This window comes from Pontibacter sp. GD13 (genome assembly GCF_058216355.1).
Genome location: NZ_JBYZMQ010000009.1, coordinates 19,346 through 45,986, shown reverse-complemented (window position 1 = coordinate 45,986; position 26,641 = coordinate 19,346). Strand labels below are relative to the sequence as shown.

General features: G+C 51.8%; 24 protein-coding genes. 7 read left to right on the top strand and 17 right to left on the bottom strand.

All coding sequences use genetic code 11. The features are described 5' to 3' along the window. Window positions 1-85: 85 nt before the first annotated feature. Complete coding sequence (locus tag AC4BAN_RS12940; RefSeq protein WP_490564828.1) at window positions 86-2,716, bottom strand: DUF5686 and carboxypeptidase regulatory-like domain-containing protein; 2,631 nt, start codon at window positions 2,714-2,716, stop codon at window positions 86-88. A gap of 77 nt (window positions 2,717-2,793) precedes the next feature. Beyond that, on the bottom strand, window positions 2,794-3,678 hold the full coding sequence (locus AC4BAN_RS12935; protein WP_490564827.1) for a DMT family transporter: 885 nt from the start codon (window positions 3,676-3,678) through the stop codon (window positions 2,794-2,796). 177 nt (window positions 3,679-3,855) lie between these two features. On the opposite strand from AC4BAN_RS12935, the gene AC4BAN_RS12930 reads away from it, so the two are divergent. Then, a complete protein-coding gene (locus AC4BAN_RS12930; RefSeq protein WP_490564826.1) occupies window positions 3,856-4,338 on the top strand; it encodes a regulatory protein RecX in 483 nt (160 codons plus the stop codon). Between the two features lie 117 nt (window positions 4,339-4,455). Here AC4BAN_RS12930 and AC4BAN_RS12925 read toward each other — a convergent pair whose 3' ends face one another. The 6 genes from AC4BAN_RS12925 to carB form a co-directional block, all read right to left on the bottom strand. Beyond that, window positions 4,456-5,091 (bottom strand): DUF4230 domain-containing protein, encoded by a 636-nt coding sequence (locus AC4BAN_RS12925; RefSeq protein WP_490564825.1) that lies wholly within the window; start codon window positions 5,089-5,091, stop codon window positions 4,456-4,458. A gap of 111 nt (window positions 5,092-5,202) precedes the next feature. Next, window positions 5,203-6,102 carry a 1-aminocyclopropane-1-carboxylate deaminase/D-cysteine desulfhydrase gene (locus tag AC4BAN_RS12920; protein WP_490564824.1) on the bottom strand — a complete coding sequence of 300 codons (900 nt, stop codon included), beginning with the start codon at window positions 6,100-6,102 and terminating at the stop codon, window positions 5,203-5,205. Window positions 6,103-6,211: 109 nt separating this feature from the next. Continuing rightward, entirely contained in the window at window positions 6,212-8,653 is a 2,442-nt protein-coding gene (locus tag AC4BAN_RS12915; RefSeq protein ID WP_490564823.1) for a YfhO family protein, read from the bottom strand. Between the two features lie 42 nt (window positions 8,654-8,695). Next, window positions 8,696-8,986, bottom strand: coding sequence for a DUF4834 family protein (locus AC4BAN_RS12910; RefSeq protein WP_490564822.1), 291 nt, complete (start codon window positions 8,984-8,986; stop codon window positions 8,696-8,698). A 207-nt stretch (window positions 8,987-9,193) separates the two neighbouring features. Beyond that, window positions 9,194-10,114, bottom strand: a complete 921-nt coding sequence (locus AC4BAN_RS12905) for a hypothetical protein (RefSeq protein WP_490564821.1) — start codon at window positions 10,112-10,114, stop codon at window positions 9,194-9,196. Window positions 10,115-10,250: 136 nt separating this feature from the next. Then, on the bottom strand, window positions 10,251-13,064 hold the full coding sequence (gene carB / locus AC4BAN_RS12900) for a carbamoyl-phosphate synthase large subunit (RefSeq protein ID WP_490564820.1): 2,814 nt from the start codon (window positions 13,062-13,064) through the stop codon (window positions 10,251-10,253). Window positions 13,065-13,297: 233 nt separating this feature from the next. Here carB and AC4BAN_RS12895 point away from each other — a divergent pair, with 233 nt between their 5' ends. From AC4BAN_RS12895 to AC4BAN_RS12880, 4 genes are all read left to right on the top strand, one after another. Then, complete coding sequence (locus tag AC4BAN_RS12895) at window positions 13,298-13,519, top strand: hypothetical protein (RefSeq protein ID WP_490564819.1); 222 nt, start codon at window positions 13,298-13,300, stop codon at window positions 13,517-13,519. A gap of 164 nt (window positions 13,520-13,683) precedes the next feature. Next, entirely contained in the window at window positions 13,684-14,085 is a 402-nt protein-coding gene (locus AC4BAN_RS12890; protein WP_490564818.1) for a hypothetical protein, read from the top strand. 99 nt (window positions 14,086-14,184) lie between these two features. Then, window positions 14,185-15,558, top strand: coding sequence for a lysophospholipid acyltransferase family protein (locus AC4BAN_RS12885; RefSeq protein WP_490564817.1), 1,374 nt, complete (start codon window positions 14,185-14,187; stop codon window positions 15,556-15,558). 70 nt (window positions 15,559-15,628) lie between these two features. Next, entirely contained in the window at window positions 15,629-15,823 is a 195-nt protein-coding gene (locus AC4BAN_RS12880; RefSeq protein WP_490564816.1) for a hypothetical protein, read from the top strand. A 75-nt stretch (window positions 15,824-15,898) separates the two neighbouring features. Here AC4BAN_RS12880 and AC4BAN_RS12875 read toward each other — a convergent pair whose 3' ends face one another. The 4 genes from AC4BAN_RS12875 to AC4BAN_RS12860 all read right to left on the bottom strand — a co-directional run bounded on the left by AC4BAN_RS12875 (window position 15,899) and on the right by AC4BAN_RS12860 (window position 19,309). Further along, complete coding sequence (locus AC4BAN_RS12875; protein WP_490564815.1) at window positions 15,899-16,348, bottom strand: hypothetical protein; 450 nt, start codon at window positions 16,346-16,348, stop codon at window positions 15,899-15,901. Between the two features lie 162 nt (window positions 16,349-16,510). Further along, window positions 16,511-16,981 (bottom strand): hypothetical protein, encoded by a 471-nt coding sequence (locus AC4BAN_RS12870; RefSeq protein ID WP_490564814.1) that lies wholly within the window; start codon window positions 16,979-16,981, stop codon window positions 16,511-16,513. A 231-nt stretch (window positions 16,982-17,212) separates the two neighbouring features. Beyond that, entirely contained in the window at window positions 17,213-18,478 is a 1,266-nt protein-coding gene (locus tag AC4BAN_RS12865; protein ID WP_490564813.1) for a zinc dependent phospholipase C family protein, read from the bottom strand. A gap of 39 nt (window positions 18,479-18,517) precedes the next feature. Beyond that, window positions 18,518-19,309, bottom strand: a complete 792-nt coding sequence (locus tag AC4BAN_RS12860) for a phosphatase PAP2 family protein (protein WP_490564812.1) — start codon at window positions 19,307-19,309, stop codon at window positions 18,518-18,520. A gap of 131 nt (window positions 19,310-19,440) precedes the next feature. Between AC4BAN_RS12860 and AC4BAN_RS12855 the strand changes: the two genes are divergently transcribed. Next, the gene (locus tag AC4BAN_RS12855; RefSeq protein WP_490564811.1) at window positions 19,441-20,001 is read left to right on the top strand and encodes a DUF4864 domain-containing protein; all 561 of its coding nucleotides are present in this window, start codon (window positions 19,441-19,443) and stop codon (window positions 19,999-20,001) included. 79 nt (window positions 20,002-20,080) lie between these two features. Here AC4BAN_RS12855 and AC4BAN_RS12850 read toward each other — a convergent pair whose 3' ends face one another. The 5 genes from AC4BAN_RS12850 to AC4BAN_RS12830 form a co-directional block, all read right to left on the bottom strand. Next, window positions 20,081-20,563, bottom strand: coding sequence for a GNAT family N-acetyltransferase (locus AC4BAN_RS12850; protein WP_490564810.1), 483 nt, complete (start codon window positions 20,561-20,563; stop codon window positions 20,081-20,083). 651 nt (window positions 20,564-21,214) lie between these two features. Then, window positions 21,215-22,309 (bottom strand): efflux RND transporter periplasmic adaptor subunit, encoded by a 1,095-nt coding sequence (locus AC4BAN_RS12845; RefSeq protein ID WP_490564809.1) that lies wholly within the window; start codon window positions 22,307-22,309, stop codon window positions 21,215-21,217. Window positions 22,310-22,349: 40 nt separating this feature from the next. After that, complete coding sequence (locus tag AC4BAN_RS12840; protein WP_490564808.1) at window positions 22,350-23,597, bottom strand: ABC transporter permease; 1,248 nt, start codon at window positions 23,595-23,597, stop codon at window positions 22,350-22,352. Between the two features lie 126 nt (window positions 23,598-23,723). Further along, the gene (locus tag AC4BAN_RS12835) at window positions 23,724-24,968 is read right to left on the bottom strand and encodes an ABC transporter permease (protein ID WP_490564807.1); all 1,245 of its coding nucleotides are present in this window, start codon (window positions 24,966-24,968) and stop codon (window positions 23,724-23,726) included. Between the two features lie 45 nt (window positions 24,969-25,013). Beyond that, on the bottom strand, window positions 25,014-25,733 hold the full coding sequence (locus tag AC4BAN_RS12830; protein ID WP_490564806.1) for an ABC transporter ATP-binding protein: 720 nt from the start codon (window positions 25,731-25,733) through the stop codon (window positions 25,014-25,016). Between the two features lie 297 nt (window positions 25,734-26,030). Here AC4BAN_RS12830 and AC4BAN_RS12825 point away from each other — a divergent pair, with 297 nt between their 5' ends. After that, a complete protein-coding gene (locus AC4BAN_RS12825) occupies window positions 26,031-26,600 on the top strand; it encodes a hypothetical protein (protein WP_490564805.1) in 570 nt (189 codons plus the stop codon). The last annotated feature ends 41 nt before the right edge of the window (window positions 26,601-26,641 follow it).

Below are 26,641 nucleotides of genomic sequence, written 5' to 3'. Positions count from 1 at the left end.
GATTGATGTTGCGCTATTTTTAACGTTCGCTGCGCCAATAGGTTATCCAGCCCGGGCAGTGGCCGGGGTATGCACAGCCATTTCATCAGAAGCCCAATCCAATCAAAAAGCCCGTACGGGCCTTGTTGCCTTCCTGGAACGATGTTACGAAATCGACCCGAAACACTTTGAAGATATGCTCAATGCCCACACCCAGCTCCAGGTAGTTCCTCGACTCGCGGGTATTCAGGTAATTCACGCTGGCCACCTCCTGCCACTTAAGCTTGCGGAACAGGGGGATCTTGTTGAACAGGAAGCCGTTGAAATGGTGTTCGTAATGTGCCTCCAGGTAGCTGTTGCTGGTGCTGTAGCGGTAATAGTCCAGCAGCTGAAACCCACTGTACACCCCGGCATAGTTCGTCCGGTTGCCGTTAAAGTGCTTGTAGTCCAGGAGCCGCATATCCTCCTTGCCCCAGAAAACACCGCCCAGCACGCTGTACTGGCTGGTGCCCAAAAGGCCCAGGCTCACGTTGTCGCTGATATGCAGGCCCGCTGTGTTGTACTGCACATCGCCGCCCAGCACTTTGTAGCTACCCCGGTAGCTCAGGGTGAAGCGCGGGTATTTGGAACCGAGGTTTATCTTGTCGTCGGGGCGCAGGATATACTGCTGTCCGGGCTTGTAGCTTAAGGCCAGCGTTAGCGTGAGCGCCTCGTGGGGTGTAAAAGCAGCATCTGCCAGTTCTGCGTTTTGCGGCACATTGGGCGTAAACCTGCTTTCCTGGTCATCGTTCTTCCTAAAGGAGAAATCCGTGCTGTTTTGCAGGGGCATGCGGTGCGCGTAGTTGAAGGAGGTATTCAGGTTCAGGCCATTCCGGAGCTCGCTGCGGTACAGCACCTGGCCAAAGTTGCGCTGGTAAAGTTTCATGTAATTGCGCTCTGCAAACAAGGTATAGCCTGTATTTACAAAGGGAGAGATGGGATCCAGGTTATTGATCTGGTACACGTAGCGTCCTCCCTCCAAAGTAACCGTGCTGTTTTTAAACGGTTCGTAGTTATAGGTCAGCCGCAATTTGGCGTTAAGTTTCTCATTGGCAAAGCCGTAGCGAACCGCTGGCTCTATCACATATGACCTACGGTCTTCAAACGTTTTCAGGTAGTTCAACCGCACATCGGCGGTAACCCCCTCTACGGTGTTGTACTGCAGGATGCTTGCCCCACCCATGAGGTTGATAACGGGGTCGAAGCGGTAAAACTTGCGCTGGAAGGTGTTGGAGTACGTGTAGCCCCCCAGGAAGAAATTGCCGAACGAGGGTTTGTTGCGGATATGGTCCAGGGAGTCTTTGTAGGCCTGCGAGTTCTTGATCACTTCCATGCTGTCTTTCTTTACGTAATCCTGCACCTCCTCCTGCGTGAGCGGCACCGGCCGAACCGAGGCCCAGTAGGCTGAGTCGCGCACGTTGGCGTCTTTTTCCACCAGCAGCACTTCCTTGCTGAAGAGTTCGTCTGGCTGGATGGCCTGTTGTGCTTCGGGCGCTATCTCCTGAGGTTTAATTAACCTGATCTTTGGCTTTTTAGCCGTCTTGGCATCCGCTACCACAGCCTGCCCTGCCGGCTCCGGCTCCACCTCTTCCAGCTTCGGCGGCCTGCTGTAGGCTGGCTGCACTTTATACTTAGAGTATACCCCCGTCACGTAACCGCCGCCCTTGAACCCCAGTCCCGCAGCCTCAAAATTAAACTTCTGCGACACCGGCATCCACACCTGTTCCGCCACGGGCGCATATACCTGCCGCACCCGTATAAAATCCACAAACTCAATCCCGGAAGCTTTCGTCAGTTTCAGATCGGTGCTGTGGATGCGCCAGGAGCCGTCCACGATGTAGATGCTACCCGAGAAGACCGGATCGCTTTTGCGCCTCGGAATCACCTTTATCTTGTTAACGGTGCGGTTGTTCTCCTCAAAGGTACCCAGGTACTCAAAGCGATAGAAAAACAGGGCGTTGCTGGCCAGCGGGGACACAAAGCCACGCTCGCTCAGGCCCTGTACTTTCAGCAGCGGGTCGTAAAAGCTGATGTTCATCTCGGAGGCCTGGTTAAAGCTAAAGCCTTTCTTCTGGCCGCTCACCTTGCTCGAGATCATACGCTCGTGTATCTTGTTGGGCTTTTTAAAATTCAGGACAGAGACAGACTCCGTCAGGTAGACGATACCCGTATCCACATCCACCACTTTAATGCCCAGCACCTTTGGCGGCACTTTGTCGAGCCGGTAAACCCCTTTCATGTATACCTGTGCGGCCCAGGCGTTTACCTCGTTCTGGTGATACTTGCGCAGCCGGATGGCGTTGCGCATGATTGCGTAGGCCGGGTCTTCGTCTGAGGCCCGCACCACCACCTCCTTCAGGTTGAGCACCTCAGGCAGCAGCTGCACGTTCAACTCCTGCGTGCCCGCCGCTATCGTTACCGTTTCGTTTTTAGCGCGGTAGCCCACATACTTAAACTCCAAAGTATAGGTGCCCTCGGGCAGCTGCAACTGATAATAGCCCTGGTCGTTGGAGGCGGTACCGCTGGAGGTTTCGTTGATGTAAATGCTGGCAAAGGGAAGGCCCTGCCCGTTCTCGTCGGTGATGCGGCCGCGCAGGATGCCGGCCTGCGTAAGCAGAGGAAAGAGAAGCAGAAAAAGAAGCAAGTACGGATGCCGCATGTGCAAGGGGTCTGGGTTTATGCCTGGTTGTGGGTGCAAGGTAGTTAGCTAACGCAAAACGAAGCGGCTCATGTTTCTATTTTATCTGAATTTAAACTTATTTTTAGGATGATGTTTTACCTGTTCATCTTTTCGGAGGGCATTGCGGCCTTTGCCTGCTGCTTTGTCAGCCTGTTTTTGTACCGGATGTTGAGTACCACCCCCAGCAGTACCAGCGCCATGCCGGCATAAGACCACACACTGAAAAGCTCTCCGAAGAAAATAAAACCAAACAGCAGCGCATACAGGATACCCAGGTAGTTCAGGTTAGCCACCTTCGAGAGTTCCTCTGACTGGTAGGCCATGGTCATGTAATACTGGGCCAGCTGCGTCAGTACCCCGATAAGCAGCAGGATGAACCACTCCCACCCGACAGGCTGCACCCAATTGAAAAGCGAGTAAAGGCCCGTGACGGGCAGCGCCACCAGCGGAAAATAAAACACGATGACCAAGGGGTGCTCGCGGGTGTTCAGACGCCGGATCATGTTGTAGGCTATACCGGCAAACAGGGCGCTGCCCAGGCCAAGCGCCAGGTAAAGGGGCGAGATACGCGCATCCACGCCCTCAATCACCAAAATTCCGCTGAACGAAACCAAAAAGAACACCCACTGCCAGGGCTTCACTTTCTCCTTCACAATAAAAACACCCAGTATGGTGGTAAATATCGGCGACAGGTACTGGATGGTGACGGCGGTTGCCAGCGGTATGTTTTGCAGGGTGGTGAAAAACAAAATCAGGGCGGCGGCCCCGGTTACGCCCCGGGTGATCAGCAACCCGCGGTGTGTGCCCCACACGCTCACATGCTGGCGCCGCAGCATCACCCAGCTCATCACCAACGACACCCCCGACCTGAAAAGGATCACCTCCACAGCCGGTATATGCGACACCTGCTTTACGAGTACGTTCATCAGCGAAAAGAAAAACGTAGCCAGCAGCATGTGCCGTACTCCTTTTGATAGCATACTCAAATTGTTTTCACAACAAATGTCCGGGTTTTAATTATTGATTGCTACTTTTATTGCCGATTGATGCTGTGTGTTTTTATAGCTAAAACCCGCTTGCTACTGCTGTTCAAAGTTTGGGTTTACCGAACTCTGCCTGGCGGTTTCATGTTTTACTAACACACCAACTTCACACTTTTGGAACGACAGAAAAAGCAAAAGACCTATACCCCGAAGGAGGCCCTGATCAAAGCGGCCGCTTACTGCGCTTACCAGGAACGCACGCAACAGGAGGTGCGCGTGAAGCTCTTCTCCTACGGCCTGGAGCCGGACGACGTGGAGGAACTGATCATTCGATTGAGCCAGGAGAAGCTGATAGACGAGGAGCGCTACGCCCAGAGTTTTGTGCGCGGCAAGTATGGCCTGAAAAAGTGGGGCCGCCGGAAAATTACACAGGGGCTCAAAAGCAAGGGCGTCTCCGATTACTGCATCAAGCAGGGTATGAAAGAAATTGACCCGGAAGTATACGAAGGGAACCTGCTAAACCTGCTGGAAAAGAAAAACGCTACCGAGAAAGAAAAGAACCCCTTTGCCCGACGCCAGAAACTCACCTACTTTTTAGTGAGCAAGGGATATGAGCACGATTTAGTGCAGGATGCCCTAAAAGGGTTGGAAAGTTAAGCCGCTCGGGTGCTTTTATAGGTCAGGACCATCTCAGAAAGCCAAATTGTGGGGCCTCCTGGTTTAATACCAAGTGTTGTTCGGTATGCCGGAGCGTATGTCGATTGGCTGTGGCGGTTACCTTTTGGGGGGCAGTTTTGGGTTTTCGATCCGGCGCTGCGGCACCAGCACCACCCTCCGGCCCGTTACATTCTCCAGGATCGGTTTGAGCACCTTTTCGGCGTTTACCTGCGTCTGCCGCAGAATACCTGAGTTGAGCGCCGCCTTTTTCACGTTTTGCTCCGCATACTTGTAGCTTTCCTGCACCAGGTCAGCATCCTGAAAATATGTGTTTTCTTTGCTGAACACCTTCGACTTGCTGTGGTCTATCTTGTAATAACAGATCTCGGGAGCGGGCATAGCGATCTGCACCAGCGAGTCGCCCATGAACTGGATGTCAGCCTGGGTTATTTTCCTGAAATCGAGGCAACCCACGGCCTCGCCCGAAACAATGAGCACTACCTTAGAGTCAGGCACCCAGCGCGACACGTTCTTCTTATACTCCACCACATCCTTAAAATTGAACCGCACCAGCTCCATCTTGCCCAGTTCCTCTACTGAGGTGAGCACGGTATTGTAGTTGACCACTACTTTCGGTGCGTTATCTTTCGCGCCATCCGAGAAAAAATCCCTGAACATACGCCACAGAAAAATGCCGGCAACCAATACAATGATCCAGGGAATGAGCTTGATGAAAATTCGGAGTAAGGGCATGGGTGCTGTGAGGTACCGTTTAAAATTATTATGTGCATTGTACGCTTACCAAACTATGATCGGGCTTAATAAGTTGCACAACCTGCTATCAGGCCGACCCTTTGCAGCGCACTACACCTGCATACCCAGGCGCTCCTGAAAACCAGCGTTGCCCTGCAGCCCTCCGGTATGCACCGCAACTATGCGGCTACCCTCCGGAAAGCAACCCTGCCTGATCAGGTCGAACAGGCCATACAGCATTTTACCCGTGTAAATTGGCTCCAGCGGAATAGCGTGCTGCTTCTGAAAGGCTTGGATAAACGCCAGTAGTTCCGGCTTCACCTTGGCATAGCCCCCGAAATGGTAATCGGTAATCAGGTGCCAGTTGGCATACTGCTGCCCGTTGTAGTGCTGCAGGAGCTGCTCTATCTCCTGCTGTAAAAAAGCGCCGCCCTTCAGGGCCGGGAACCCAAGCACCTGCTTCTCGCCCGCTACCCCGGCAATAATGCCCGCCAGTGTCCCGCCTGTACCGGCAGCGCAGCAAACATAATCGTAATCTACACCGATGCCCTGCACGATTTCGGTGCACCCTTGCACCGCTAAAGTGTTGGTACCCCCCTCTGGGATAATGTATGGCTGATCGAATTGGGCTGCTATTTTTTTCAGAAAAGCTGGCTCATTTTTTTGACGGTACCTGTCACGGGTTATGTAGTGCAGCTGCATGCCACAGGAGGTTGCATAGCGAAGGGTGGGGTTGAGCGGCAAATGCTCCTCACCCCGGATCAGGCCTATTGTTTTAAACCCAAATTCCTTACCAGCGGCTGCCGTGGCGGCAATGTGGTTGGAGTAGGCCCCTCCGAACGTCAGCAGCGTATCTTTCAACAAATGCGTCGCCGCTTGCAGGTTATACTTTAGCTTGCGCCACTTGTTGCCAGCTATGTGCGGGTGCAACAGGTCTTCCCGCATCACCCAAAGCATTACCCCTTTCTCCTGTAGCAGGCCATCGTGTAGTTGTTGCAGCGGTGCTTCCATGCTGTTAAAAAGAAGCCCCAGCGTTGGCTGAGGCTCCGTTATAGTACCTTAATCTGTTATCTCTTTTCAGTCAGTGGCTCAGTTTTTCACAAAACACTAAACTATCGCTTTATACTTTTGCCACGATCGGCACCTCGGTGGGCTTCTTCCTGACACTATACGCTATCGTACCGATGATAACCACCAGCAGCAAGATGGAGGAGATCAAGGAGATGGTATTGCCCAGGGTATAGGCCTTCGGGGCGAACTTAAAAGTAATGGTGTGCTTGCCAGCCGGCACTTCCATGGCGCGCAGGATATAATCGGCGCGGAAATGGTCTACGGGTTTATCATCGAGGTACGCTTGCCAGCCATCGGCGTAATATACTTCCGAAAACACTACCAAGCCCTCTTTCTCTGCCTGATATGCATACTTTAGCTCGTTAGGCTGATAGGACACCAGTTTAATCGTGGCGTTATCGGCTGAGAAATGCTGCCTTTCCACCGGAAACTTTGTGACATCCACTACTGCTGTCTTGCCGGCATCAAACATGGTAAGGGCGTTCAGTTCCTCATCCGGCGACTGTACATGCTTTACTTCTTCCACAAACCAGGCATTCCCAAGGGCGCCTGGCACACGCTGCACCGGCTGCTTCGGATTACCGGTAATGGCATAACGGGTGTTCAGCATCCGGTACACCTCCAGGTTATTTTGGGAAATATGCCGGTCAATCACATCCTGGTAACGGCGGAGCTTGGCCCCATGGTAGCCGCCAATCGACTTGTGAAAATAAGAGGTGCGGGCATCGTTAAACGGGTTGGGCATGTACACCACACGGTAGCTTAGATCTTTGTCCTGTAAAATAAGCTGATCGGCCTGCGTGGGCTGAAAGTGCGCGGCCTCTACATTACGCTGAAAGTCAGCCTCGTTCAGGTAGCGCTTATCCACGGACCACAGGTCTACCAGAATAAGCAGTCCAACGCCTGCCATGGCCACCGTAGCCGACACTTTGTATTTAACATACACATAGAGCAAGCCCGCCGCCAGCACAATAAAAATAAAGGAACGGAACGCATCAGCCCGCATCAGGCTCTCCCGATCGGCGCGGATGGCGTCTATCGGGAACTGTGCCTGGATCAGTTGCTGATCGGCGGCGGACACAAAGCTGAACGAGCCGGCAAAAAGCCACACCAGCAAGCAAACGCCCGCTGTAATGCCACCCGACAGCAGGAGTTTCCTGTCCAGGTCTTTGATCAGATCGCGCTCACGCAGCAGTTTCCAAAGGGCCAGTACCGCCAGGAAAGGGATTGTGATCTGTGCAATAACCAGCGTAGACGAAACCGCCCTGAACTTGTTGTACCCCGGAAAATAATCGAACATGAAGTAGTTGAACGCCTCAAAGTTCTTGCCCCAGGCCAGCATGATCGAAAGAATGGTTCCGGCCACCAGCCAGCTCGTCCAGCGGCGATCCACGATAAAAAGCCCCAGGATAAACAGGAAAACCACAATGGCTCCCACATACACAGGCCCGCTCGTCATGGGTTGTGCGCCCCAGTACAGGGGCAGGCCCTGCTTTACAAGCTGCTCGGCCTGCACCGGAGGGGCACCCATTTTAAGAAAGGCATTGTATGTTTCGGAGTCCGTGTCTAATTTGGCGCTGCTGCTTCCCCCATAAATATCCGGGATAAGCAGGGTAAGGGTTTCGCCAATGCCATAGCTCCAGTTAAAGGCATAGTCTCTGTCCAGGCCGCTGCCCACGTTCTCGCCACTGTTTGGCTGTGTTAGCTCCGATTTTCCGCGGATGCTGTACTCGCCATACGTGGCGGTGGTGTACAGCCTGCCAAAGTTCACGCCCACGGCCAGAACTGCTGCCACGGCCAGCATCAGGCCACGCTTCAGGAGTTCGGCAAAGGTGCCGTGCTTGATGGCGTAGACGATCTCTACCACAGCAAACACCACGATCAGCAGGAGCATGTAATACGTCATCTGCAGGTGGTTGAAGTGCAGGTTCATGGTCAGGCCAACGGCAAAGAGCACGGCGCCGATCCACAGGTTCTTACGCAGGGCGTAGATCAGGCCGGCCAGCACCATCGGTATGTAGGCAATGGCCAACGACTTGGTGTTGTGCCCTGCCTCCAGGATAATCAGGTTATAGGAAGTGAACGAGAAAGCCACCGCACCCGCAATCGCCAGCCAGGAGCTCATGCCCATGGCCACCAGCAGGATGTAGGCGCAAAGCAGCGTGATAAAAATGTTGCCTGCCAGCGCTGGCATGTTAAACGTAAGTAGTTTGTGGATGTAGCCCGACCAGTCGCCGGGGAAGTGGGTCTGGATGAGGTAGGCCGGCATGCCGCTGAACATGGAGTTGGTCCAGAGCGCCTCTTCGCCGGTTGCCTCCCGAAAATCCTGTATCTCCTTGGCGCCGCCTTTAAACTGCAGGATATCGTGCTGGGCCAGGCCCTTATCGCCGAACATGACCGGCGAAAAGTACACTGCCGTCAGAACCAGGAAAATTGCTACGGCTATGATGTGCGGGAGCACATCACGCTTAAAATCAAAGGGAGTTGTCATATCTTTCAAAAACCTCAAAATAGAGGTTGAAAGATAATATTTTTATTTCACTTCTTCATAATCCACATACTCGCCACCCCTGAAATCCTTTTTCTCAGCCTGGTCGGGCATGTAATCTATGTTCACCTCGCCTTTTGGTTTACCGCCACGCTGCCCGTTACCCTGATGGAAATCCTGGTACTGGCGCTGCTGCTGTTGCATGTTGCTGCGGAAAAAGGAGCCGTTGCGGATGCTCTTCTTCACAAAAAACGCAAGCAGCCACCTGAACAGGAAAGGGGCTACCATGCGGACGAAATAAATAATAAGTATGGTGGTGATGATGTATTTGATCATGCTGCTTGCTTTATAAAATAGGGTACTGCAAAAACAATACCTGGTCTGGTATACAACCTCTTATCCGAAGCTTTGTTATCCGGTGCGCTTACAAAGCCCCAGAAAGGCCAAAGATAAGAAGTATACTTGTTTAATGCTTTGCTGTGTGGCATAGTTCCCCCTGCTGCCAGGTGCGGGAACTATGCCAAATCGGAAGTATGATTTAAGTTACTTTCCTTTTCCGAAGCTGGCCTGCAGCCCGATAGATGGAATAAACGTGAGCCCGGAGTAACTGTATACTTGCTGGTTCAGGAGCTTGTAGTCGCCGTAATTCTGGTAGTAAATGGTTAAGGCCGGCACAATGTACACATACTTAAAGCCAAACCTGGCGTTCACAAAAAAACCATACGACCCGAAGTTGTTCTTCTCCATCAAGGGGTTGATCTCCTTTACTTCGCTGCCATACTTTGTAAACAGCCTGCCTGGCTCAAAACCATACTTGATAAAGGTATGGTTGTACACCACACCAAAGGCGATGCTTCCTTTTTCCTCCTCCGGGCCAAAAGACTTGCTGAATATGAGCGGAACAGTCACGTCTCTTCGTTTCGCCGTGAACTGTAGCACCGGCTGTAGCTTGTCCAGAAAAAGGCCTTTTAGCAGGCCGGAGCTCTGCCCGGCATACTGCAAACCAATGCTGCCGTACCAATCGCCCAGGCCGGGAGCCTCCGGGGTGCCTGTCGGACCTAAAAACTGGTACTGGGTGTCAAACACGTGCACCCCCGATGCGAACTTATACCCGGCATCCAGACGCGGGGCTAAGCCATAGCGGATGTAGAAGTCAAAGGTTGGACCAACCGGGTCCAGGGCATACGCCAGCAGGGCCTTGGTGGCTGTTTCTACCTCATCATCATAAAACACGGTGTCTTTCTTGGCAATGGCATCCACGGCCGCTTTGGTTATGTCATCCAGTTGGCTGAGCGGCTCCGTGGCCACGTTGCCCCCAAAGTTAACACCAGCTTTAAACTTGCCCGGCGCGGTTACCTTACCAGAGTTGATAACGGCGCGCGGGGCTGTACAGCCTGCCGCAAAAGCCAGCAAGAGCACGAAGCCATACACGGCCTTGCCTTTCAAAAGTATACTTCCTCTCATCTTTCTGTTTAAATCAATTGTAAACCCTAAGCCAGCGCTTTGCTTTCCCGGGTTTCCTCTCAATTATCCGGCCACTTTTCCAAAGCGCCCTGCCCTTTCGCGAGTGGGTTATGCCATGGCGAAATGTATGCATTTCTTACTTACTCAGGTACAGGTTCCGCTCCGAGTACACCTTCGTGAAATAATCGTCCTGCAGGTCGTCAATAAAGTAGATGGCCTCCCCGGTGGATTTCATCTCGGGCCCGAGCTCTTTATTCACTTCCGGGAATTTGTTGTAAGAGAATACCGGCACCTTAATGGCATAGCCGTGCTTGTAGGGGTTAAAGGTAAAGTCCTTCACCTTCTTCTCGCCCAGCATTATTTTGGTGGCATAGTTGATGTACGGCTCGCGGTAAGCCTTGGCAATGAACGGGAAGGTGCGCGAGGCGCGCGGGTTGGCCTCGATGATATACACCGTTTCGTTCTTGATGGCAAACTGAATGTTGATCACCCCCACCGTTTGCAGCGCCACGGCAATTTGCCTGGTATAGTCCTCAATCTGTTGCAGCACATGCTCACTTAGGTCGAATGGCGGCAGCACGGCATACGAGTCGCCGGAGTGGATGCCGGCCGGCTCGATGTGCTCCATGATGCCACAGATGTGCACCTGCTCGCCATCGCAGATGGCATCGGCCTCTGCCTCGATGGCATTGTCCAGGAAGTGGTCGAGGAGTACTTTGTTGCCCGGGTGGTCTTTCAGCAGATCGATCACGTGGGCTTCCAGCTCCTTGTTGTTGATCACGATCTTCATGTTCTGTCCGCCCAGCACATAGCTTGGGCGCACCAGCAGCGGAAACTTCAGCTCCTTGCTCAATTCCAGCGCCTCCTCGGCCGTCTCGATCACGGCGAACGGCGGGTATGGGATGCCCAGGTCATGGAGCAGGGCTGAGAACGAACCGCGGTCCTCGGCCAGGTCAAGGGCCTGGTAGCTGGTGCCGAATATCTTTATCCCGTAGCGATCCAGTTTCTCAGCCAGTTTCAGGGCTGTCTGGCCGCCGAGCTGCACAATAACGCCCTCCGGTTTCTCGTGCAGGATAATTTCGTAGATATGCTCCCAGAATACCGGCTCAAAGTATAGCTTATCCGAGATGTCGAAGTCGGTGCTTACCGTTTCGGGGTTGCAGTTGATCATGATGGTTTCGTAGCCGCACTCTTTGGCCGCCAGCACGCCGTGTACACAGCTGTAGTCGAACTCGATGCCCTGCCCGATGCGGTTGGGACCGGAGCCCAGCACCACCACCTTCTTTTTGTCGGACACAATGCTCTCGTTCTCCCCATCGAAGGTGCTGTAGTAGTACGGGGTGCTTGCCTCAAACTCGGCGGCGCAGGTATCCACCATTTTATACACGCGCTTCATGCCCAGTTCCTGGCGCACGTTAAACACCTCGCTCTCCAGGCAACGCAGCAGGTGCGCTATCTGGCGGTCGGCGTAGCCTTTCACCTTGGCCTCGCGCAGCAACTCGGTGGGGATGGTGGCCAGCGTATATTTCTCTATCTCCTTCTCCATCACGTCCAGTTCCTCTATCTGGGCCAGGAACCAGGGGTCGATCTTGGTGATGTTCTGGATTGTTCTGGTTGGGATACCGATGCGCATGGCATCTTTAATGCTGAACAGGCGATCCCAGCTTGGGTTGGCCAGGCTATGTATCAATTCATCGTAATTCGTCTTCTCCTTGCCGTCGGCCCCTATGCCGTTGCGCTTGATTTCCAGACTCTGGCAGGCCTTCTGCAAGGCCTCCTGAAAGGTGCGGCCAATGCCCATTACTTCGCCCACCGATTTCATCTGCAGGCCCAGCCGGCGGTCCACTCCCGGAAATTTATCAAAGTTCCAGCGCGGGATTTTCACGATCACGTAGTCCAGTGCCGGCTCGAAGTAAGCCGATGTGGTTTTGGTGATGGCGTTCTTCAACTCGTCCAGGTTATAGCCAATGGCCAGTTTGGCCGCTATTTTAGCAATGGGGTAACCTGTGGCCTTGGAGGCCAGGGCAGAGGAACGTGAAACACGGGGGTTTATCTCGATGGCGATGATGGTATCATCCTCCGGGCTAACGGAAAACTGCACGTTGCAGCCGCCGGCAAACTGGCCGATGCCGTTCATCATTTTAATGGCCAGGTCGCGCATTCGCTGGTACACGGTGTCGGGCAGCGTCATGGCCGGGGCCACGGTAATGGAGTCGCCGGTATGCACCCCCATTGGGTCGAAGTTCTCGATGGAGCAGATGATGATCACGTTGCCCACGTTGTCGCGCAGCAGCTCCAGCTCGTACTCTTTCCAGCCCAGAATGCTTTGCTCTACCAGCACCTCGTGGGTGGGGGAGGCGTGCAGGCCGCGGGTCAGGGCCGCGTCGAACTCTTCGGGCGTGTTCACAAATCCGCCGCCTGTGCCACCCAGGGTAAAAGAGGGGCGGATAACCAGCGGGAAGCCAATTTCCTGCGCAATCTCTTTTCCTTCCAGAAAAGAAGTGGCCGTTTCGCCTTTACAGACATTTATACCCAGCTCGATCATCTTCAGGCGGAACTGCTCCCGGTCTTCGGTGGTTTCGATGGCTTTGATATCCACACCGATAATGCGCACGCCATACTTGGCCCAAATGCCTGCGTTCTCGCAGTCGATGGCCAGGTTGAGGGCTGTCTGCCCGCCCATGGTCGGGAGCACGGCATCGACCTGGTGCTGCTTCAAAATATCTATGATGTACTTTTTCTCCAGCGGCTTCAGGTAGACATGGTCCGCCGTAACGGGGTCGGTCATGATCGTGGCCGGGTTGGAGTTGATCAGGATTACCTCAATCCCCTCTTCTCGCAAGGAGCGGGCGGCCTGGGAGCCGGAGTAATCAAATTCACAAGCCTGGCCGATAACGATAGGACCAGAACCGATAATGAGTACAGATTTAATGGAGGTATCTCTTGGCATAATGTGGTATGTATAAATTGCCCAAAGTTAGCCCAATTTGTTGGGCCAGGCAAAAGGAAAACGTACAACTTTCAAATTTTTAAGCTTTTCTGTGGCGGTCAGGTTCGCGTATCTAACGTTCCCAAGCCCGACAATGTGCCCAGCAAGCTGCGTTTTAAGGCTTAAAAGCATACTTTAAGGTAAACATTCGTGCTCCTTTTCGTAAATCAAAGTAACACATTTAACTATATACTATGGAAACGCCAAAAGCAGATGACATTATTACCAACGCGGATGAAAGCAAGCGCTTGCCCGACGAAAACCCAGAGCCCCTGACCGGCACTAAAAAGCAGGAGGTGGACATCATGGACAAGGAGTACGAGGGGAAAGAAGAGGCGGGTAACGTGGCCGCCAAAAATGAGGCAGACACCCGTAAACTTGATGGCAGCAACGCAAATAACCTGCGTACCAAGTAAGAAATAGAGCCTTCCACAGACTATTCTACCCTATCTGCAAGAAGTAGCTGCAGATAGGGTAGAATTTTTTTGATTTATATAAAATTTCACAGTTAAATATTTGATTTAAAGAGATTAATCATTAGTATTACTCTATGTAAAAGCACCCTCAAACATTTGTCTTTATGATTTGTTTCGACTCCGAGTATTTACATGTAGAGCTTTACGAAACACCCCATGTGCTGGTGACGCAGTGGTACGGAAATTGTACCAGCAAGCAGTACCGAGAGGCGCTTTTAAGATTCAACGCATTGGTGCAACTGTATGATGTACAGTTCGCCATTGCCGACAGGCGCCTTCTGCCCGCCCTAAGCAAGGAGGACGGTAAGTGGACTTTGGAGAGCTATCTGCCGCTCTTTTGCCAGTTACCTCTCAAGCGCTTTGCGCTCCTGAATTCTTTTGACACGCATGCTGGAATGCTTTTAACCAGATTTCTGCAAAACGAGCAGTATCCGATCCCGTTTGAGACCAAAATTTTTGATGACCTTACCTCGGCCTATGACTGGCTTGTGGCTGTAAAGGCTTAGCCTGATTCTCCTTTCCTTTAAATTACGGTAACTCAACCTGCCCTAGCAAACATCAATATACAAAACCGTATATTGTCGGGTATTCGATTGCCTTTACTCATGCTATATTCGCTGCTTAAATTTATCTACAAGATCGGGTTGTGGGTGTTTTTCAAAAAGTTTGAAGTGCGCAACCGCCACCTGTTACCGGAGCAGGGGCCGCTCTTGGTGGTGTCGAATCACCCTAACACGTTCATGGACCCTATCGTGACGGCCACTTTGTTAACACAGCCTGTATTTTTCATAGCAAAAAGCACCGTGTTTGGCTCCCGCATTCAGAACTGGGTGCTGCGGCACATGCACCTGATCCCTATCCATCGCAAAGAAGACCTAAAGGACGGCAACCTTGGCCAGGCGATAAGTAACGAAGAAGCGTTTGCGGCCAGTAACCAGGCATTGGGTGAGGGCAAGGCGCTCCTGATCTTTCCGGAGGGGAACAGTTTTAACCAGCGCAGGCTACGCAAAATAAAAACAGGCACCGCCCGAATTGCCCTGGGGGCAGAAAAGATGCACGCACAGCCATTTGGAGTGAAGATAGTGCCCGTAGGCCTGAACTACTCCGCCTCTACCCGCTTCCGCAGCAACGTATTCGTGAACATTGGCGAACCCATTGCAGCGGCAGATTACCTTTCTGCCTACCAGGAGAATGAGCAGAAAGCGGTGCTTGCCCTCACAGAGGAAATCAGAAAACGAATTGAGAACCTGATCATCCATACCCTGACCGACGAGGAAGATGAACTGGCGCGGCAAGTGGAGATCCTGTACAAAGGCACACTGGCTAAAAGAGCTCCGCAAGATAAACCGGATCACGAGCACGACTTTCTGCTTTCCAAGGCCATTGTGAGAAGTATAAATTACTTTAGCCAACAGGAGCCGGAACGGGTGCTTGCCCTGCGGGAAGAGCTGAACGCTTACCTGTTGCAGTTAAAAAGACTCCGCTTGCAGGACGCAGTACTGGGCAAAGGCGAACAAGCTGTTTTCCGGCACAGTATGCTGGGGCTGCTTTACCTGCTGGCGGGTATTCCCTTTTATCTGTATGGTCTGGTGCATAATTACATCCCATATGCCATACCTGCACGGGTGGCCAGGGCCGTTACCAAAGAAGAAGAGTGGTATGCGCCCATCATGCTTACAATGGGTATTTTTTCGTTCCCGATAATTTATGCGCTCGAGGTGTGGCTGCTGGCGGAACTGTGGGCACCGGGCTTGCCCCTGCTTACTGTATACCTGGTTAGCCTGCCCCTCAGCGGCTTTTTTACGCTGCGCTACTGGCGAAAAGCCCTCCATACCCAGGAAGACTGGCTTTTGTTGCGGCTTTTCTTTAAAAGACACAACGTAGTGGCGCAGTTACGGCACCAAAGGCAGGGCATTATAGAAAAACTGGAGCAGGCAAGGCAACAATATTTACAGGAGCGGGAACAGGCTTCGCGTTAATATGCTGCCCGGCGGTGCAATCAATTTAGGGAGCTGCCCGTAAAAGTATACCTAACCAAAAACGAGAAGTATGAAAAGAACATATCACCTGATGCTGTCAGGGGCACTGTTGTTGAGCGCAGGCCTCTATAGCTGCAGCTCCGAAACCACTACAGGAGTAGACACCGAAACGACAGAGAATGAAGTGGACGGGCGCATAAACGACCCGGAAGGAGGCGCTGTTATAGAACAGGACACCACCCAGGGAATGAACCCCGCTATGTAATAACAAAAGCACCTGCAGCCGCACGAGCACATAAGATCTAGTAATCTATCTGCTCCCGCTGCAGGTGCTTTTTATTTAATCCGCATCTTTATCAGCCAAGGCATGCCCCACGGCGGCAGCCACCAAACCACCCAAAAGGTAGTACCCCACAGTCATGGCCTGTGTTGTGTGTGTTTTGTTGCTTGGCTTCTCACCTAGGCCCAAGGGGCCGGGTAAAAGCACGGCCCCTGCACCAGCCGCTGCGCCCAGCATGGCGCCGCGCCACCAGGCATCGCTGCCTGTGCCTGCCAGGCTGTAATACAACGAGTTCGAGACCACATCACCGGCCAGCGACCAGTCATGCAACTTCTCTTTATCCACGGGAGGCGTCTCGCCTGCTAATTTCATGAGCTTTGAGATGGAGCGCATGCCCAGCACATCCATACGGGGAGCATCCGGCATCAGGCGTCGCATTGTTTCATGCACCAGCGTCAGTACACAGGCACCTGCCAATCCGGCTGTCATTGCTTTTATTGCGTCGTTCATTGTTTTATCTGTTTAAATGGCTATTTATCTGAGCCTGTATAGTTTCATGCTGCCTGTAAGGTTACAGTATTTTTGCGCTACAGATCGTGTTTGCCTAGAAGACCTAAACAGAAAAGAGCCGGACGAATGCCCGGCTCTTTTCTAATATGCTAGCTGCAAAGGTTATTTTACCCTTGCATCGGAGCTGGATGAACCTGAGTTACCGAATTTTGATTTCTTCTTGTTCATCTTGTCTTTAGCCGCAGAGGCTAAAGAGCTTGCCTGCCCTTTAATTTTGTTCTTGTTTCTGGATCCGAGGGCTAACCAGCCTGCGCCTAAGGCCAATAACGAGCCACCGACTACTTTCTGCGTGGTGCTCAGGCTATTTACCTTCTGTGCGGTGGCGTTGCCGAACTGCTGCAGTTTGTCCTGGATGTTTTTCAATCCGCCCTGGCCGGTAGTACTTTTCTGGCTGCTACGGCCCTGCATGGAGTTACTTTCAGAGCTGCTGCTTTGCATGTTGGAGCGCTGGCTGCCGGAAGTACCCTGGTTGCTGGGTCCAGTGTTTGACTGATTAGCTTGCGGCTGCGAAGCGCTGTTGTTCTGTTGCGATGCGTTAGAATTCTGGTTATTTTTATTTTGATTATTTTCCATAATGTTTAATAGATTAATGAAGTTCGTTCTGGCACCTCTCCTCACTTTAGCGAAAGGCACTAGGTTTATTTTATCGCGAAACAGTAGGTCAGGGTTGCAATTATTATTCGATTTGCAAGAATAAGTAGTATATCAAAAGTGTTATATTAAAATATTGCACAGCTTAAACGAGCAGTATTTACAGCTAATATGTATGTTATAAAGTGCAATAAACAGCCTCTCCCAAAAACCTTACTGAAGCTCCTTTAACCTGGCCAACGCATCCTGTGCCTGCTGCCATTTTTTTTCATCTTCCTTTTCAAAGTTAGGGGCCTTTGGGTTTGTGTAGAATTGCAGGAAGTGCTGGCGTAACTGGGGCGACAGGTGCTTGAAATCGGTATCGGAAATTTTAAGCAGGAGTTTGGCGTATGCCTTGTCTGTGAGCTTATACTCACCTGATACGGTGGGCTTTCCGGTGTCCAGTTGCAGGTTCTGAAAATTCTTATGGCTGCTTGCTTTCAACTGCCGGAGCGTGGCAGTATAGTTCTCCACGGTGGTATTGAAGCTTTGCATAAACAGTTCCTCTGCCTGCGGGGTGGGCGGCACAAAAGCCAGCGGACGCAAAGGCCCGATCTTAGGCAGCAGCCTGATGATCCAGGCCGTGAAACGAGCAAAGATGTTGGGCCGCTCATATTTGTTCCCCCATTGCTGCTTATACTTTGCCTCGCTCATGCGGTACAGAAATTTGCGCTGTGTGATGCCTGGCCGTGCCTCCTGAATATCGTTTCTTTTGGCTTGCCAGGCGGCTTTGGTCAGGTCGGGCATCAGGCCTTTAATGGTGTAGCGATAGGAGCCAATGGCTAGCGGCAGGCTAACAAACACATCCTTCAGCTCCAGCCCATAGGTCATCAGAAAAGCTTTCTCCAGTACCTCCGGCGCTACCTCAAAGCCGATAAAGTCTTTATAGGATTCCGGTGCGTAATTGCCCCGGGCCACCTGCAACACATCGAAGCCAAACTCCGTTTTAACATGCGATACAGGATCATCCGCATAGGTCACTATGCTACCAAACTCCTGCTTTACTTTGGGGTACACCAGCGCTACCGCACGGTTGGTGCCGATCGGGTGCCCATATATATCGGCATGGTAGTGAGCCAGCGCACCCAACGAAAAGGCGAACTCATCCAGCGTTTCGGAAGACGCCAGCAGGTTTTCAACAAAATCACCGCTGCGCACATAGTGCAGCAGGTCGGTGAAAAAGACGCTCCCAAACGGAAAATAGCCCATGTCCTGCACAATAGAGCCGCCATAGGCAAAAGCGCGGGCTTTGGTAAGCTCCGCTGGGGTAGCGTTTGGGAATCGGCGCTTTAAAAGAGGCTCCAGCCCTTGTTGCCAGGCCGCATCCACCACCGCCTGATGCGAAAGCACCCCGTAAGCGGATGCCGGCAGTATGCTGGCGAAACTAAAAAACAGGACTAGGATAGCGCAGCAGACACTGCCAGAGAGAGTAGGCTTCATAACACAGCAGATACGGATTTTAGAGATTGAAGGATGAATTTATACTTGCCTCTCGAAAGGGGGTTTATTCTTGCGGTACATCATCACTTCTACCAGACTTATCCCCAGCAGCAACCAAACAAAACCGAGCAGGTAACCCGCCAACACATCCGACAGGTAATGCACCCCCAGGTAGATGCGGCTAAAACCCACCAGCACAATAAGCAGGCCCGCCAGCCAAAGCACCACATGCTTGGCAGCAGAGCGGTGGTAATGCCTGAAAATAAAATAGGCCAGCAAGCCGTATAAGGCTAAAGCGGTGGTGGCATGCCCACTGGGGAATGAGTAATGCTCTACCTCGTAATAGGCCACATCAGAGGGCCGGGCACGACTGATAAACGTTTTCCCGTACCTGACGGAAATCCCTAAACCTGCCATCACCAGCCAGAAAGCCACCAGGGCAACAAACCGTTTCCGGTAAATGAAAACCACAGAAACTACAGCACCCACTATAAAAACCGCCTGTTGATCCCCCAGGTACGTGATAACATACAGAAATCTGCTCATCCACTCTGATCGGAAACGATACAGAAAAGTAGTGAACTCTTTGTCAGTGATCACGATCCAGGCTGCTTCCATTACACTTTCTGTAAGTTCGGACAGTAACGTAATATTGACAAACACCAGCACTACTACCAAGGTAAGCGGTAAGCCAAGAAATGTTTTGGGATGGAAACGATTGCCTATAAAGGAGGCTGCACCCGGAAAGCGCTGCCGGAAATGCTGCACGGCAGGCCAACGAATAAACCACCGTTTAGACTTTCTGACATAGTGCGCTAAAGGGTTTTTCATAGAAGCAACGTTGATGACCATATACGAAGCGGAGTGGCTTTGTTTTCCGGTTTTTAAGACAGGTATGCCAGTACCATTAAAAAAAGCTCTTTACCACAACTAAGCTGTTCTAACTAAAGTACATATTTAGTATGAAGATTACTGACAAAGCGTTTGATAAGATCATGCTGGCGACAGGGCTTCTTCTGCTTGTGCTTTTCTGTACGCAATTTCCGGCCCCACCTTCTCAGGATGAGCAGCATTATGCCGCCTATACCTCGGCCAAGGACGAGACCAACTCCACCTCTAAATGGACTTACCTAAAACCTGATAAGGCACTTACACCTCACGAGGTAGTTAAAATACAGTTGCGTGCCCTACAGCAAAATGACCGGCAGGATAGTGGCATCATAACCGTGTTTAATTTTTCATCGCCGCGCAACAGGCTGCACATCGGGCCGATTAACCATTTCAGGCTACTGGTTCGCAACCCCGAATACCGCCCTATGCTGAACTTCAGAAGTTACAAAACAGGACAGCTAGTGGTTACCGGCAATACCGCTTACCAGCTTGCCGTTATTAACGGGGCCGATGGCCGTGAGGAAGTATATTTGTTCATACTCGCCCGGCAGCGCAGCGGAAAGTATAAAGGGTGCTGGATGACAGAGGGAATTGCCCGTATGGAAACCAACCGGGATACCAGCCTGACCTAAACAATAACTCAGGGAGAAGTAGAGCGCAATGTAAGCCCCGCAATCCTGGTTGCCAGACCACATGCGCACAGCACCTGAGCTATAAGGTTATCTCCATTTTAATATTGGCCCGCTCGTAAATACTTGGCGGCATGGGCACCTCTTTAAACCCAAGCCGGCGGTACAGGCTCAGGGCGGTTTCGAGCCTTCGGTTTGATACCAAAAACACCTTTTTCGCACCCACGCGTCTCGCCCGGTCCAGTGCCGCCTCCCCAAGCATTTTCCCGATCTTCATTCCCTGCATTTTAGGAGCCACCGCCATTTTGGCCAGTTCAAACACGCCCTCCCCATCGTTTATCAAAGCACAGGTGCCCACAGGCTCGCCATTAAACAATGCCATAAGTATGTGGCCACCTTTGTTTATGATATACCCCTGCGGATCGCTCAGCGACTTAGTGTCGGCTTCTTCCATCACAAAATATTTTGAGATCCACTCGTGGTTGAGTTCATAAAAAGCCTTACCGTAGAATAGGTTAAAGTCTACGATTTGGATTGCGGACGGTGTGTTATAATGTTGTGCCATAATGCATCGGATGTAATAAGGCCTGCAATTTAAGACACTATTCAGTATGCTAAAAGCGCTTTTAAGTTACCAATGGCCTGCACCGGTATAAAGTGCACATTATGGAGGGTATGTGTAGTTGGCTGCACATAAGCTATAAGCATCCTGCCCCAAACCCGGAAACCTCGCCTTCGGCTTTCTCCAATATATGCATTTGTCGCCCGCAACACCTACAAAGTAAATGAGCACTAACCGTCTGGCGCCAAAACTGTATCTCGCCTTATTTCCGGCCCATCAACATTCTTTTGCTACTAAAATACTTGCTCGCGCCCTAATACCGCAATTATACCGCTTTGGTTACCCCTGGCTTATACATTATTCTTGCTGGTGTTAGTGCCGGTGTATTGGGCTAAGTAAGGCCCCGCCAATTTACAGTGGCTTTCGGTTATTAGCCTGGTATATTTTTTACGGCCTTTAAGGAGAATATCAACATGGTTTTTGGCCCGGAAAACACCCCAAAGCAAGGCATTTCCAAAGAATTATACTTTAACCTCATGATGCTCTTCTTATCGGGTAGGATCCTGTTACCTCCTCACTTTATTTTGAAGTAGTTCTGTAATTAACCCAGGTTGCGATGAACCCACCACTTTTCCCGTGTCCGTCTCAGTAAAATCAGATCTGCGCGAGGTTGGTTTCAGGCACCTTTACCTTCTCATTCTTTTTAAGCCCCGACACGATCTCGATGTTGATGCCATCAGACAGGCCGGTTTTTACCAGGCGCTTCTCAAACACCTGCGGCGACTTTTCCACTTCCACGTAAGGCTGCTCCTGCTCAAATTGCAGCATGCTTTCTTTAATCGCCAGCACCTGCTCGCGCTTGTCCAGCACAATGTCGGCGTTGGCACTGTAGCCCGCCCTGATAAAGTCTTTGTCATCGAGCACTACCTGCGCCCGAATCGGGAATTTTATCGAGCCTTCTTCCAGCACCCCTTTTGGCGCAATGTATTCCAGTCTGGCATTAAACACGTGGCCTTCTATGGCCCCGATGGTCAGGAGCAGGGCCATGTTCTCCCGCAGTTTCCCCACCTCCGACTCATCGATTTTGCCCTCAAAAACCAGGCTGCGCATGTCGGCCACGGTGGCAATGGTGGTACCCTCGTTAAAGTTGTTGCGCTCGATGATCGAGGTGCCCACTTTTACCGGCACGTCCAGCAGCATCCCATCAATGGTGGAGTAAACCAAGTTAGATGCCTGCCCACTTTTGCGGGAAGCCCCTTCGCGCACAAGCAACAGGTTGCTCTCGGCGGCCTGCATGGCCTCGCGCTTCAGGTTATAGTCCGCTTTATACTTTTGGTATTCCTGCTCTGCGATCACTTTCTGCTCGTAAAGTTGCTCGTAGCGGGCCAGTTCGCGCTTTGCCTCGTTAAAGTTCAGTCTTGCTGTTTGCAGTTGTGTTTCGGCGTTGTTCACGCTTACCATATTGGGCACGATCCTTATTTTGGCGAGCAGCTGCCCTTTTTTCACCACCTGCCCAGCCTCCACATGCAGCTCCTCCACTATGCCCGACACCTGCGACTTTACCTGCACCTCCTTGCGCGGCACAATAGAACCCGTGGCCACGGTTTTCTTCACGATGTCCGTTTGAAAGGGCGCCTCTGTTTTGTACACCACCGGATCGGTGTTGGCCTTGTTGTAAAAGTAATACCCAAGCCACACCGACAAGCCCAGGAAAACCACGATAAACAAGCCTAGAAAAACCTTTTTCATAGTTGAAGTATAGTTAAGTCTTTAAATATCTCTTTATAAATTATTCATCGCGTAGGGCCACCACCGGATTTACCCGCGCTGCCTTGGTGGCAGGAATGAGCCCGGCCAGGGCCCCGGTTAGCACGAGCAGCACAGTAGCGGACACCGCAATACCCATGTTTACCTCCGGAATACCGAAATAGCCTGCCTGCACATCGTATTTGCGCATAAAATACGCTATGGTAGCAATGATGCCTGTGCCTGCCAGCAGCCCCGTGTAACCGGCCAAACCCGTGATCACGATAGACTCCTGGATGATGAGGCTAATAATAGACCAGGGAGTGGCGCCCAGCGCCTTGCGCACCCCAATTTCCTTGGTTCGCTCTTTAACCACGATCAACATGATGTTACTCACCCCAATAATACCCGCGAGGATGGTGCCGATGCTCACCAGCCAGCTAAAGCCCGCAATACCTGTGAACAAGCCCTGGATATCCTGAAACTCCTTCTCGATGTTAGCCGACCCAAAGGCTTTCACGTCTTCGGGGGCCACGTTGTGGCGCTTCATCAGCAAGGCCTTCACCTTGTCCTCGATTACGGCTGCCGGTACTCCCGGCATAGGTGTCAGGGCCAGCGAGCCTACCTTGTTTGGCTGGTTAAAGGTTTGCTGCAGCGCCGTGGTAGGCATAAAAATAACCTTCGCATCCTCCACCACATCCTCGCCTTTGCCGACAGGCTCAAAAGTGCCCACCACTTGAAAATAGCTGCCCTTTATGTTAATGTACTTCCCGATCGGGTCTGTGCCTTTAAACAGCAGTTCCAGGGTTCGGGGGCCAACCACTGCTATTTTACGCTTTTCTTTGATATCCTTTTGGTTGATAAAGCGCCCTTCGATTATTTTGGTGGGTTTAACCTGGAGCATTTCCGGGGTTTCGCCCTGCACCGAGAAGGCAGCGCTCTTGTTTTCATAACTCACGGCAAAGTCTCCGGTCAGCTGGTTGTTGGGGGCAATTACCGCCACCTCCGGAATATTCGCCCGGATGGCGGCCACATCGTCGTTGGTGAGCTGCACGAACCTGCCCGCCTTCAGGCCCATGTAGGGCACACTGGTTCGCTGTGTCCAGATGAAGACGGCATTTTTGGCGATGTTAAACTCCCCCACGATGCCGTTCTCCAGTCCCTTGCCTGCCCCCAGTAGCACCACCAGCATAAAAATACCCCAGAACACGCCGAAAGCCGTCAACGCCGTTCGAAGCTTGTGCTTCTTTACGGTGTTGTAGATCTCAGTCCATTTGTCGATGTCTATCATGCTTTTATGAAGTGTAATAACTGAATCGTAAATTTGAAAAACAGGCTCTAAGCTCTTGTTAGATCATTCACATATCCCATCATCCAGTTATTTTTGATTCCATTATTCAGTCATTCAGCCTTACAATCAGTCCGCCCGAAGCGCTTCTATTGGTTTTATGCGCGCTGCTTTCAGGGCAGGCACCAGGCCGGCCAGCGCACCAGAGAGCACCAGCACTACCGTGGCAGCCAGGGCTACGCCAGGGTCAACCTCCGGATTCGCGAAGAACGGCATCTCCGCCCCCGACGATTCCATCAGGTACTCCAGCAGCGCCAGTAAGCCTGTGCCGGCCAGCAAGCCCATATAGCCCGAAAGTGCCGTTATCACCACAGATTCCTGCAAAATAAGGCTTACAATAGAAAGAGGGGTTGCGCCCAGTGCTTTCCGCACGCCAATCTCGCGGGTACGCTCTTTCACAATGATCAGCATGATGTTGCTTACCCCCACAATACCGGCAATCAGGGTGCCGATGCCCACAATCCAGACGAAGATGCGGATGCCGCTGAAAAGGCCCATCACCTTCAGGAACTCGGCTTCGGTGTTCTCTATACCCAGGGCCATGTCATCCTCTTCCGAGAATTTGTGCCGTTTGGCCAGCAACACCCGCAGCCTATCCTCCATTTCCTTAGCTGGCACGCCTTCCTGGGCTGTCAGGATCATCATTTGCACCTGGTTGGGCTGATTAAAGGTGCTTTGCAGGGTAGAGAACGGGATATAGGCGCGCTCTTCGCGGCGGGCTCCGTTGTTGCCGCCTACTTTAAAAGTGCCCACCACTTTAAAGTAAATGCCCCTAATGTTCACATACTCCCCAACGGGTTCCTGCTCTTTAAACAACACGGTGGCAGCCTGCTCTCCCAGCACCACCACCTTGCGTTTTTCCTTTTCATCGTTCTCGTTTAACATCCGGCCCCGAAAGGCGCGCTCTCCGTTCATCAACATAAAATCGGGCTCGGCGCCAAATACCTGAAAAGAGCCATTCTGCTTTTTGTAGTTGATGGTATACTCACCCATCACGCGGTTACGGGGCGCCATCATGTTCAGGTTCTGCACCTCGCGGTCAATGGATTTCAGGTCTTCGTTTGTCAGGTTAATTTCTCTGCCCGGGCTCATGCCCTGATGGGCCAGCGCGGTTTTTCCGCTCCAGATATAAATACTGTTCTTGGCCCCGTCGCCGAACCGGTTGATCACGCCATTTTCCAGCCCCTTGCCAGCACCAAGCAGCAGCACCAGCATGAATATTCCCCAGAAAACGCCGAAAGCGGTCAGGAACGTACGCAGCTTGTTCTTCTGCATCGTTGCCCATATCTCCTGCCATTTGTCTAAGTCGAACATGTAGCTTCTGCTGGTTGTAGTTTCTGGCTGCCGGGTTTAAAAAGCTTACCGGTCTGTTGCGGATGATATTACCTGGTTCGTTGCTTCCTGCAAACCGTGGTCATCGTTTACGATCAGGCCATCTTTCAGCCGGATGATACGGTGCGTCTGGTCGGCGATGTCGTTCTCGTGGGTCACGATCACCACGGTCATGCCCTTGCTGTTCACCTCTTTAAAAATGTCCATCACCTCGTAAGAAGTTTGGGTGTCAAGGGCTCCGGTCGGTTCGTCGGCAAGTATGAGTTTAGGCTGGGAGATAAGGGCGCGGGCAATGGCTACGCGCTGTTTTTGCCCACCCGACAGCTCGTTAGGGGAATGCTCCGCCCAGTCCTTCAGGCCCACCCGGTCCAGGTACTCCAAGGCCAGCTTATTCCGCTCCTTTCGGCCTACCTTTTGGTAGTAAAGGGGCAAGGCCACGTTTTCCATGGCGTTTTTAAAAGAAAGTAAATTGAAGGACTGGAAAACAAAGCCTAAAAACTTATTGCGGTAGTAGGCAGCCTTGGTGGCAGATAGGTTTTTGATGCAGGTGCCGGCCAGCGTATACTCCCCTTTATCATAGTCGTCGAGAATGCCCAGTATGTTCAGCAGCGTGGATTTGCCCGAGCCCGACGAGCCCATAATGGATACAAATTCCCCTTCCCGCACATGCATGTCAATGCCCTTTAGCACATGCAGCTTGTTTTGCCCTACAGCATAGTATTTATGTATGTCGTTTAGCTTAATCATAGGCGGTAGCGTAAGGAGGCATTACTCAGTTTACGGTAGTTTGCTATACAAGGTACTGTATAATAAATTATTTCGCAGTTAATTTATACTTACAACGCTTTTATATCGACTTACAGCATTTCTCTGTCTATTAAAAACGCAGGGGCAGCAGCAGGCAAAGCCAGAAGTATAGGCCGGGTAAACCTGCCGGCCTATACTTCAATTTTATATACTTTAGAGATGCAGGCCATCATCGGTAAGTTGCCTGCAGAGAAATTTTTTTTAACACGTAGAGTAAGGAAGGACCAAACAGCAACTATGTTTTCTTCCCAACTTCCTACACCTATCCTCTTTCACCCGCTCAAGCACCATCTGGGCTTTATTACGGCCTATATCCGGCAAAGCAAAGGTATGCCGCTTTGTCAGATCCGGAAGGACCTGCTTACGCTGGGCACCTCGCAACTGGACCTTTATTGCGGCGCCTTGCCCCCCTTGCAGATTGCACAGGAAGTATGCCAGCACCTGCAGCAGCATGACTTGTTGCAACCCGCCCGGTTTAAGGAGTACCTACTGGCCTCAGCGCACGATTATTACTGCATCACCCTCTCCGACGCCACAGCCTGGGTACTGCGGTGGGGTGTGGTGGAAGGGCGGCATGTGCACCTGCACCCGGCCCGATATGCCCCTTACACCATCCGGGTAAAGGCGGCGGCCCTTAAAACAGCCCTGGCAACTGTCATGGCGGCACAGCAGCAAAATATAGCGGTGCCGGACCTGAAGCTGATCAACGCGGTTCGGAAAGTATGGCTTGACCTGGCCCCTTTAAAGGCAATTAAAAGCACAGAAGGGATCGGAAAAATGCTGGCGCTTTTATGGCAACAGGTATAAAAAAAACAGCGCCACCGGTTGGGGTGGTGCTGTTGCTTCGG

What these genes read in the sequence shown, in the direction of transcription:
- AC4BAN_RS12840 (WP_490564808.1), bottom strand. Translation starts at nt 23,597, where the DNA reads ATGATAGACATCGACAAATGGACTGAGATCTACAACACCGTAAAGAAG.
- AC4BAN_RS12880 (WP_490564816.1), top strand. Translation starts at nt 15,629, where the DNA reads ATGAAAAGAACATATCACCTGATGCTGTCAGGGGCACTGTTGTTGAGC.
- AC4BAN_RS12860 (WP_490564812.1), bottom strand. Translation starts at nt 19,309, where the DNA reads ATGAAAAACCCTTTAGCGCACTATGTCAGAAAGTCTAAACGGTGGTTT.
- AC4BAN_RS12915 (WP_490564823.1), bottom strand. Translation starts at nt 8,653, where the DNA reads ATGACAACTCCCTTTGATTTTAAGCGTGATGTGCTCCCGCACATCATA.
- AC4BAN_RS12920 (WP_490564824.1), bottom strand. Translation starts at nt 6,102, where the DNA reads ATGGAAGCACCGCTGCAACAACTACACGATGGCCTGCTACAGGAGAAA.
- AC4BAN_RS12845 (WP_490564809.1), bottom strand. Translation starts at nt 22,309, where the DNA reads ATGAAAAAGGTTTTTCTAGGCTTGTTTATCGTGGTTTTCCTGGGCTTG.
- AC4BAN_RS12885 (WP_490564817.1), top strand. Translation starts at nt 14,185, where the DNA reads ATGCTATATTCGCTGCTTAAATTTATCTACAAGATCGGGTTGTGGGTG.
- carB (WP_490564820.1), bottom strand. Translation starts at nt 13,064, where the DNA reads ATGCCAAGAGATACCTCCATTAAATCTGTACTCATTATCGGTTCTGGT.
- AC4BAN_RS12935 (WP_490564827.1), bottom strand. Translation starts at nt 3,678, where the DNA reads ATGCTATCAAAAGGAGTACGGCACATGCTGCTGGCTACGTTTTTCTTT.
- AC4BAN_RS12910 (WP_490564822.1), bottom strand. Translation starts at nt 8,986, where the DNA reads ATGATCAAATACATCATCACCACCATACTTATTATTTATTTCGTCCGC.
- AC4BAN_RS12850 (WP_490564810.1), bottom strand. Translation starts at nt 20,563, where the DNA reads ATGGCACAACATTATAACACACCGTCCGCAATCCAAATCGTAGACTTT.
- AC4BAN_RS12825 (WP_490564805.1), top strand. Translation starts at nt 26,031, where the DNA reads ATGTTTTCTTCCCAACTTCCTACACCTATCCTCTTTCACCCGCTCAAG.
- AC4BAN_RS12890 (WP_490564818.1), top strand. Translation starts at nt 13,684, where the DNA reads ATGATTTGTTTCGACTCCGAGTATTTACATGTAGAGCTTTACGAAACA.
- AC4BAN_RS12895 (WP_490564819.1), top strand. Translation starts at nt 13,298, where the DNA reads ATGGAAACGCCAAAAGCAGATGACATTATTACCAACGCGGATGAAAGC.
- AC4BAN_RS12830 (WP_490564806.1), bottom strand. Translation starts at nt 25,733, where the DNA reads ATGATTAAGCTAAACGACATACATAAATACTATGCTGTAGGGCAAAAC.
- AC4BAN_RS12835 (WP_490564807.1), bottom strand. Translation starts at nt 24,968, where the DNA reads ATGTTCGACTTAGACAAATGGCAGGAGATATGGGCAACGATGCAGAAG.
- AC4BAN_RS12855 (WP_490564811.1), top strand. Translation starts at nt 19,441, where the DNA reads ATGAAGATTACTGACAAAGCGTTTGATAAGATCATGCTGGCGACAGGG.
- AC4BAN_RS12925 (WP_490564825.1), bottom strand. Translation starts at nt 5,091, where the DNA reads ATGCCCTTACTCCGAATTTTCATCAAGCTCATTCCCTGGATCATTGTA.
- AC4BAN_RS12870 (WP_490564814.1), bottom strand. Translation starts at nt 16,981, where the DNA reads ATGGAAAATAATCAAAATAAAAATAACCAGAATTCTAACGCATCGCAA.
- AC4BAN_RS12865 (WP_490564813.1), bottom strand. Translation starts at nt 18,478, where the DNA reads ATGAAGCCTACTCTCTCTGGCAGTGTCTGCTGCGCTATCCTAGTCCTG.
- AC4BAN_RS12875 (WP_490564815.1), bottom strand. Translation starts at nt 16,348, where the DNA reads ATGAACGACGCAATAAAAGCAATGACAGCCGGATTGGCAGGTGCCTGT.
- AC4BAN_RS12905 (WP_490564821.1), bottom strand. Translation starts at nt 10,114, where the DNA reads ATGAGAGGAAGTATACTTTTGAAAGGCAAGGCCGTGTATGGCTTCGTG.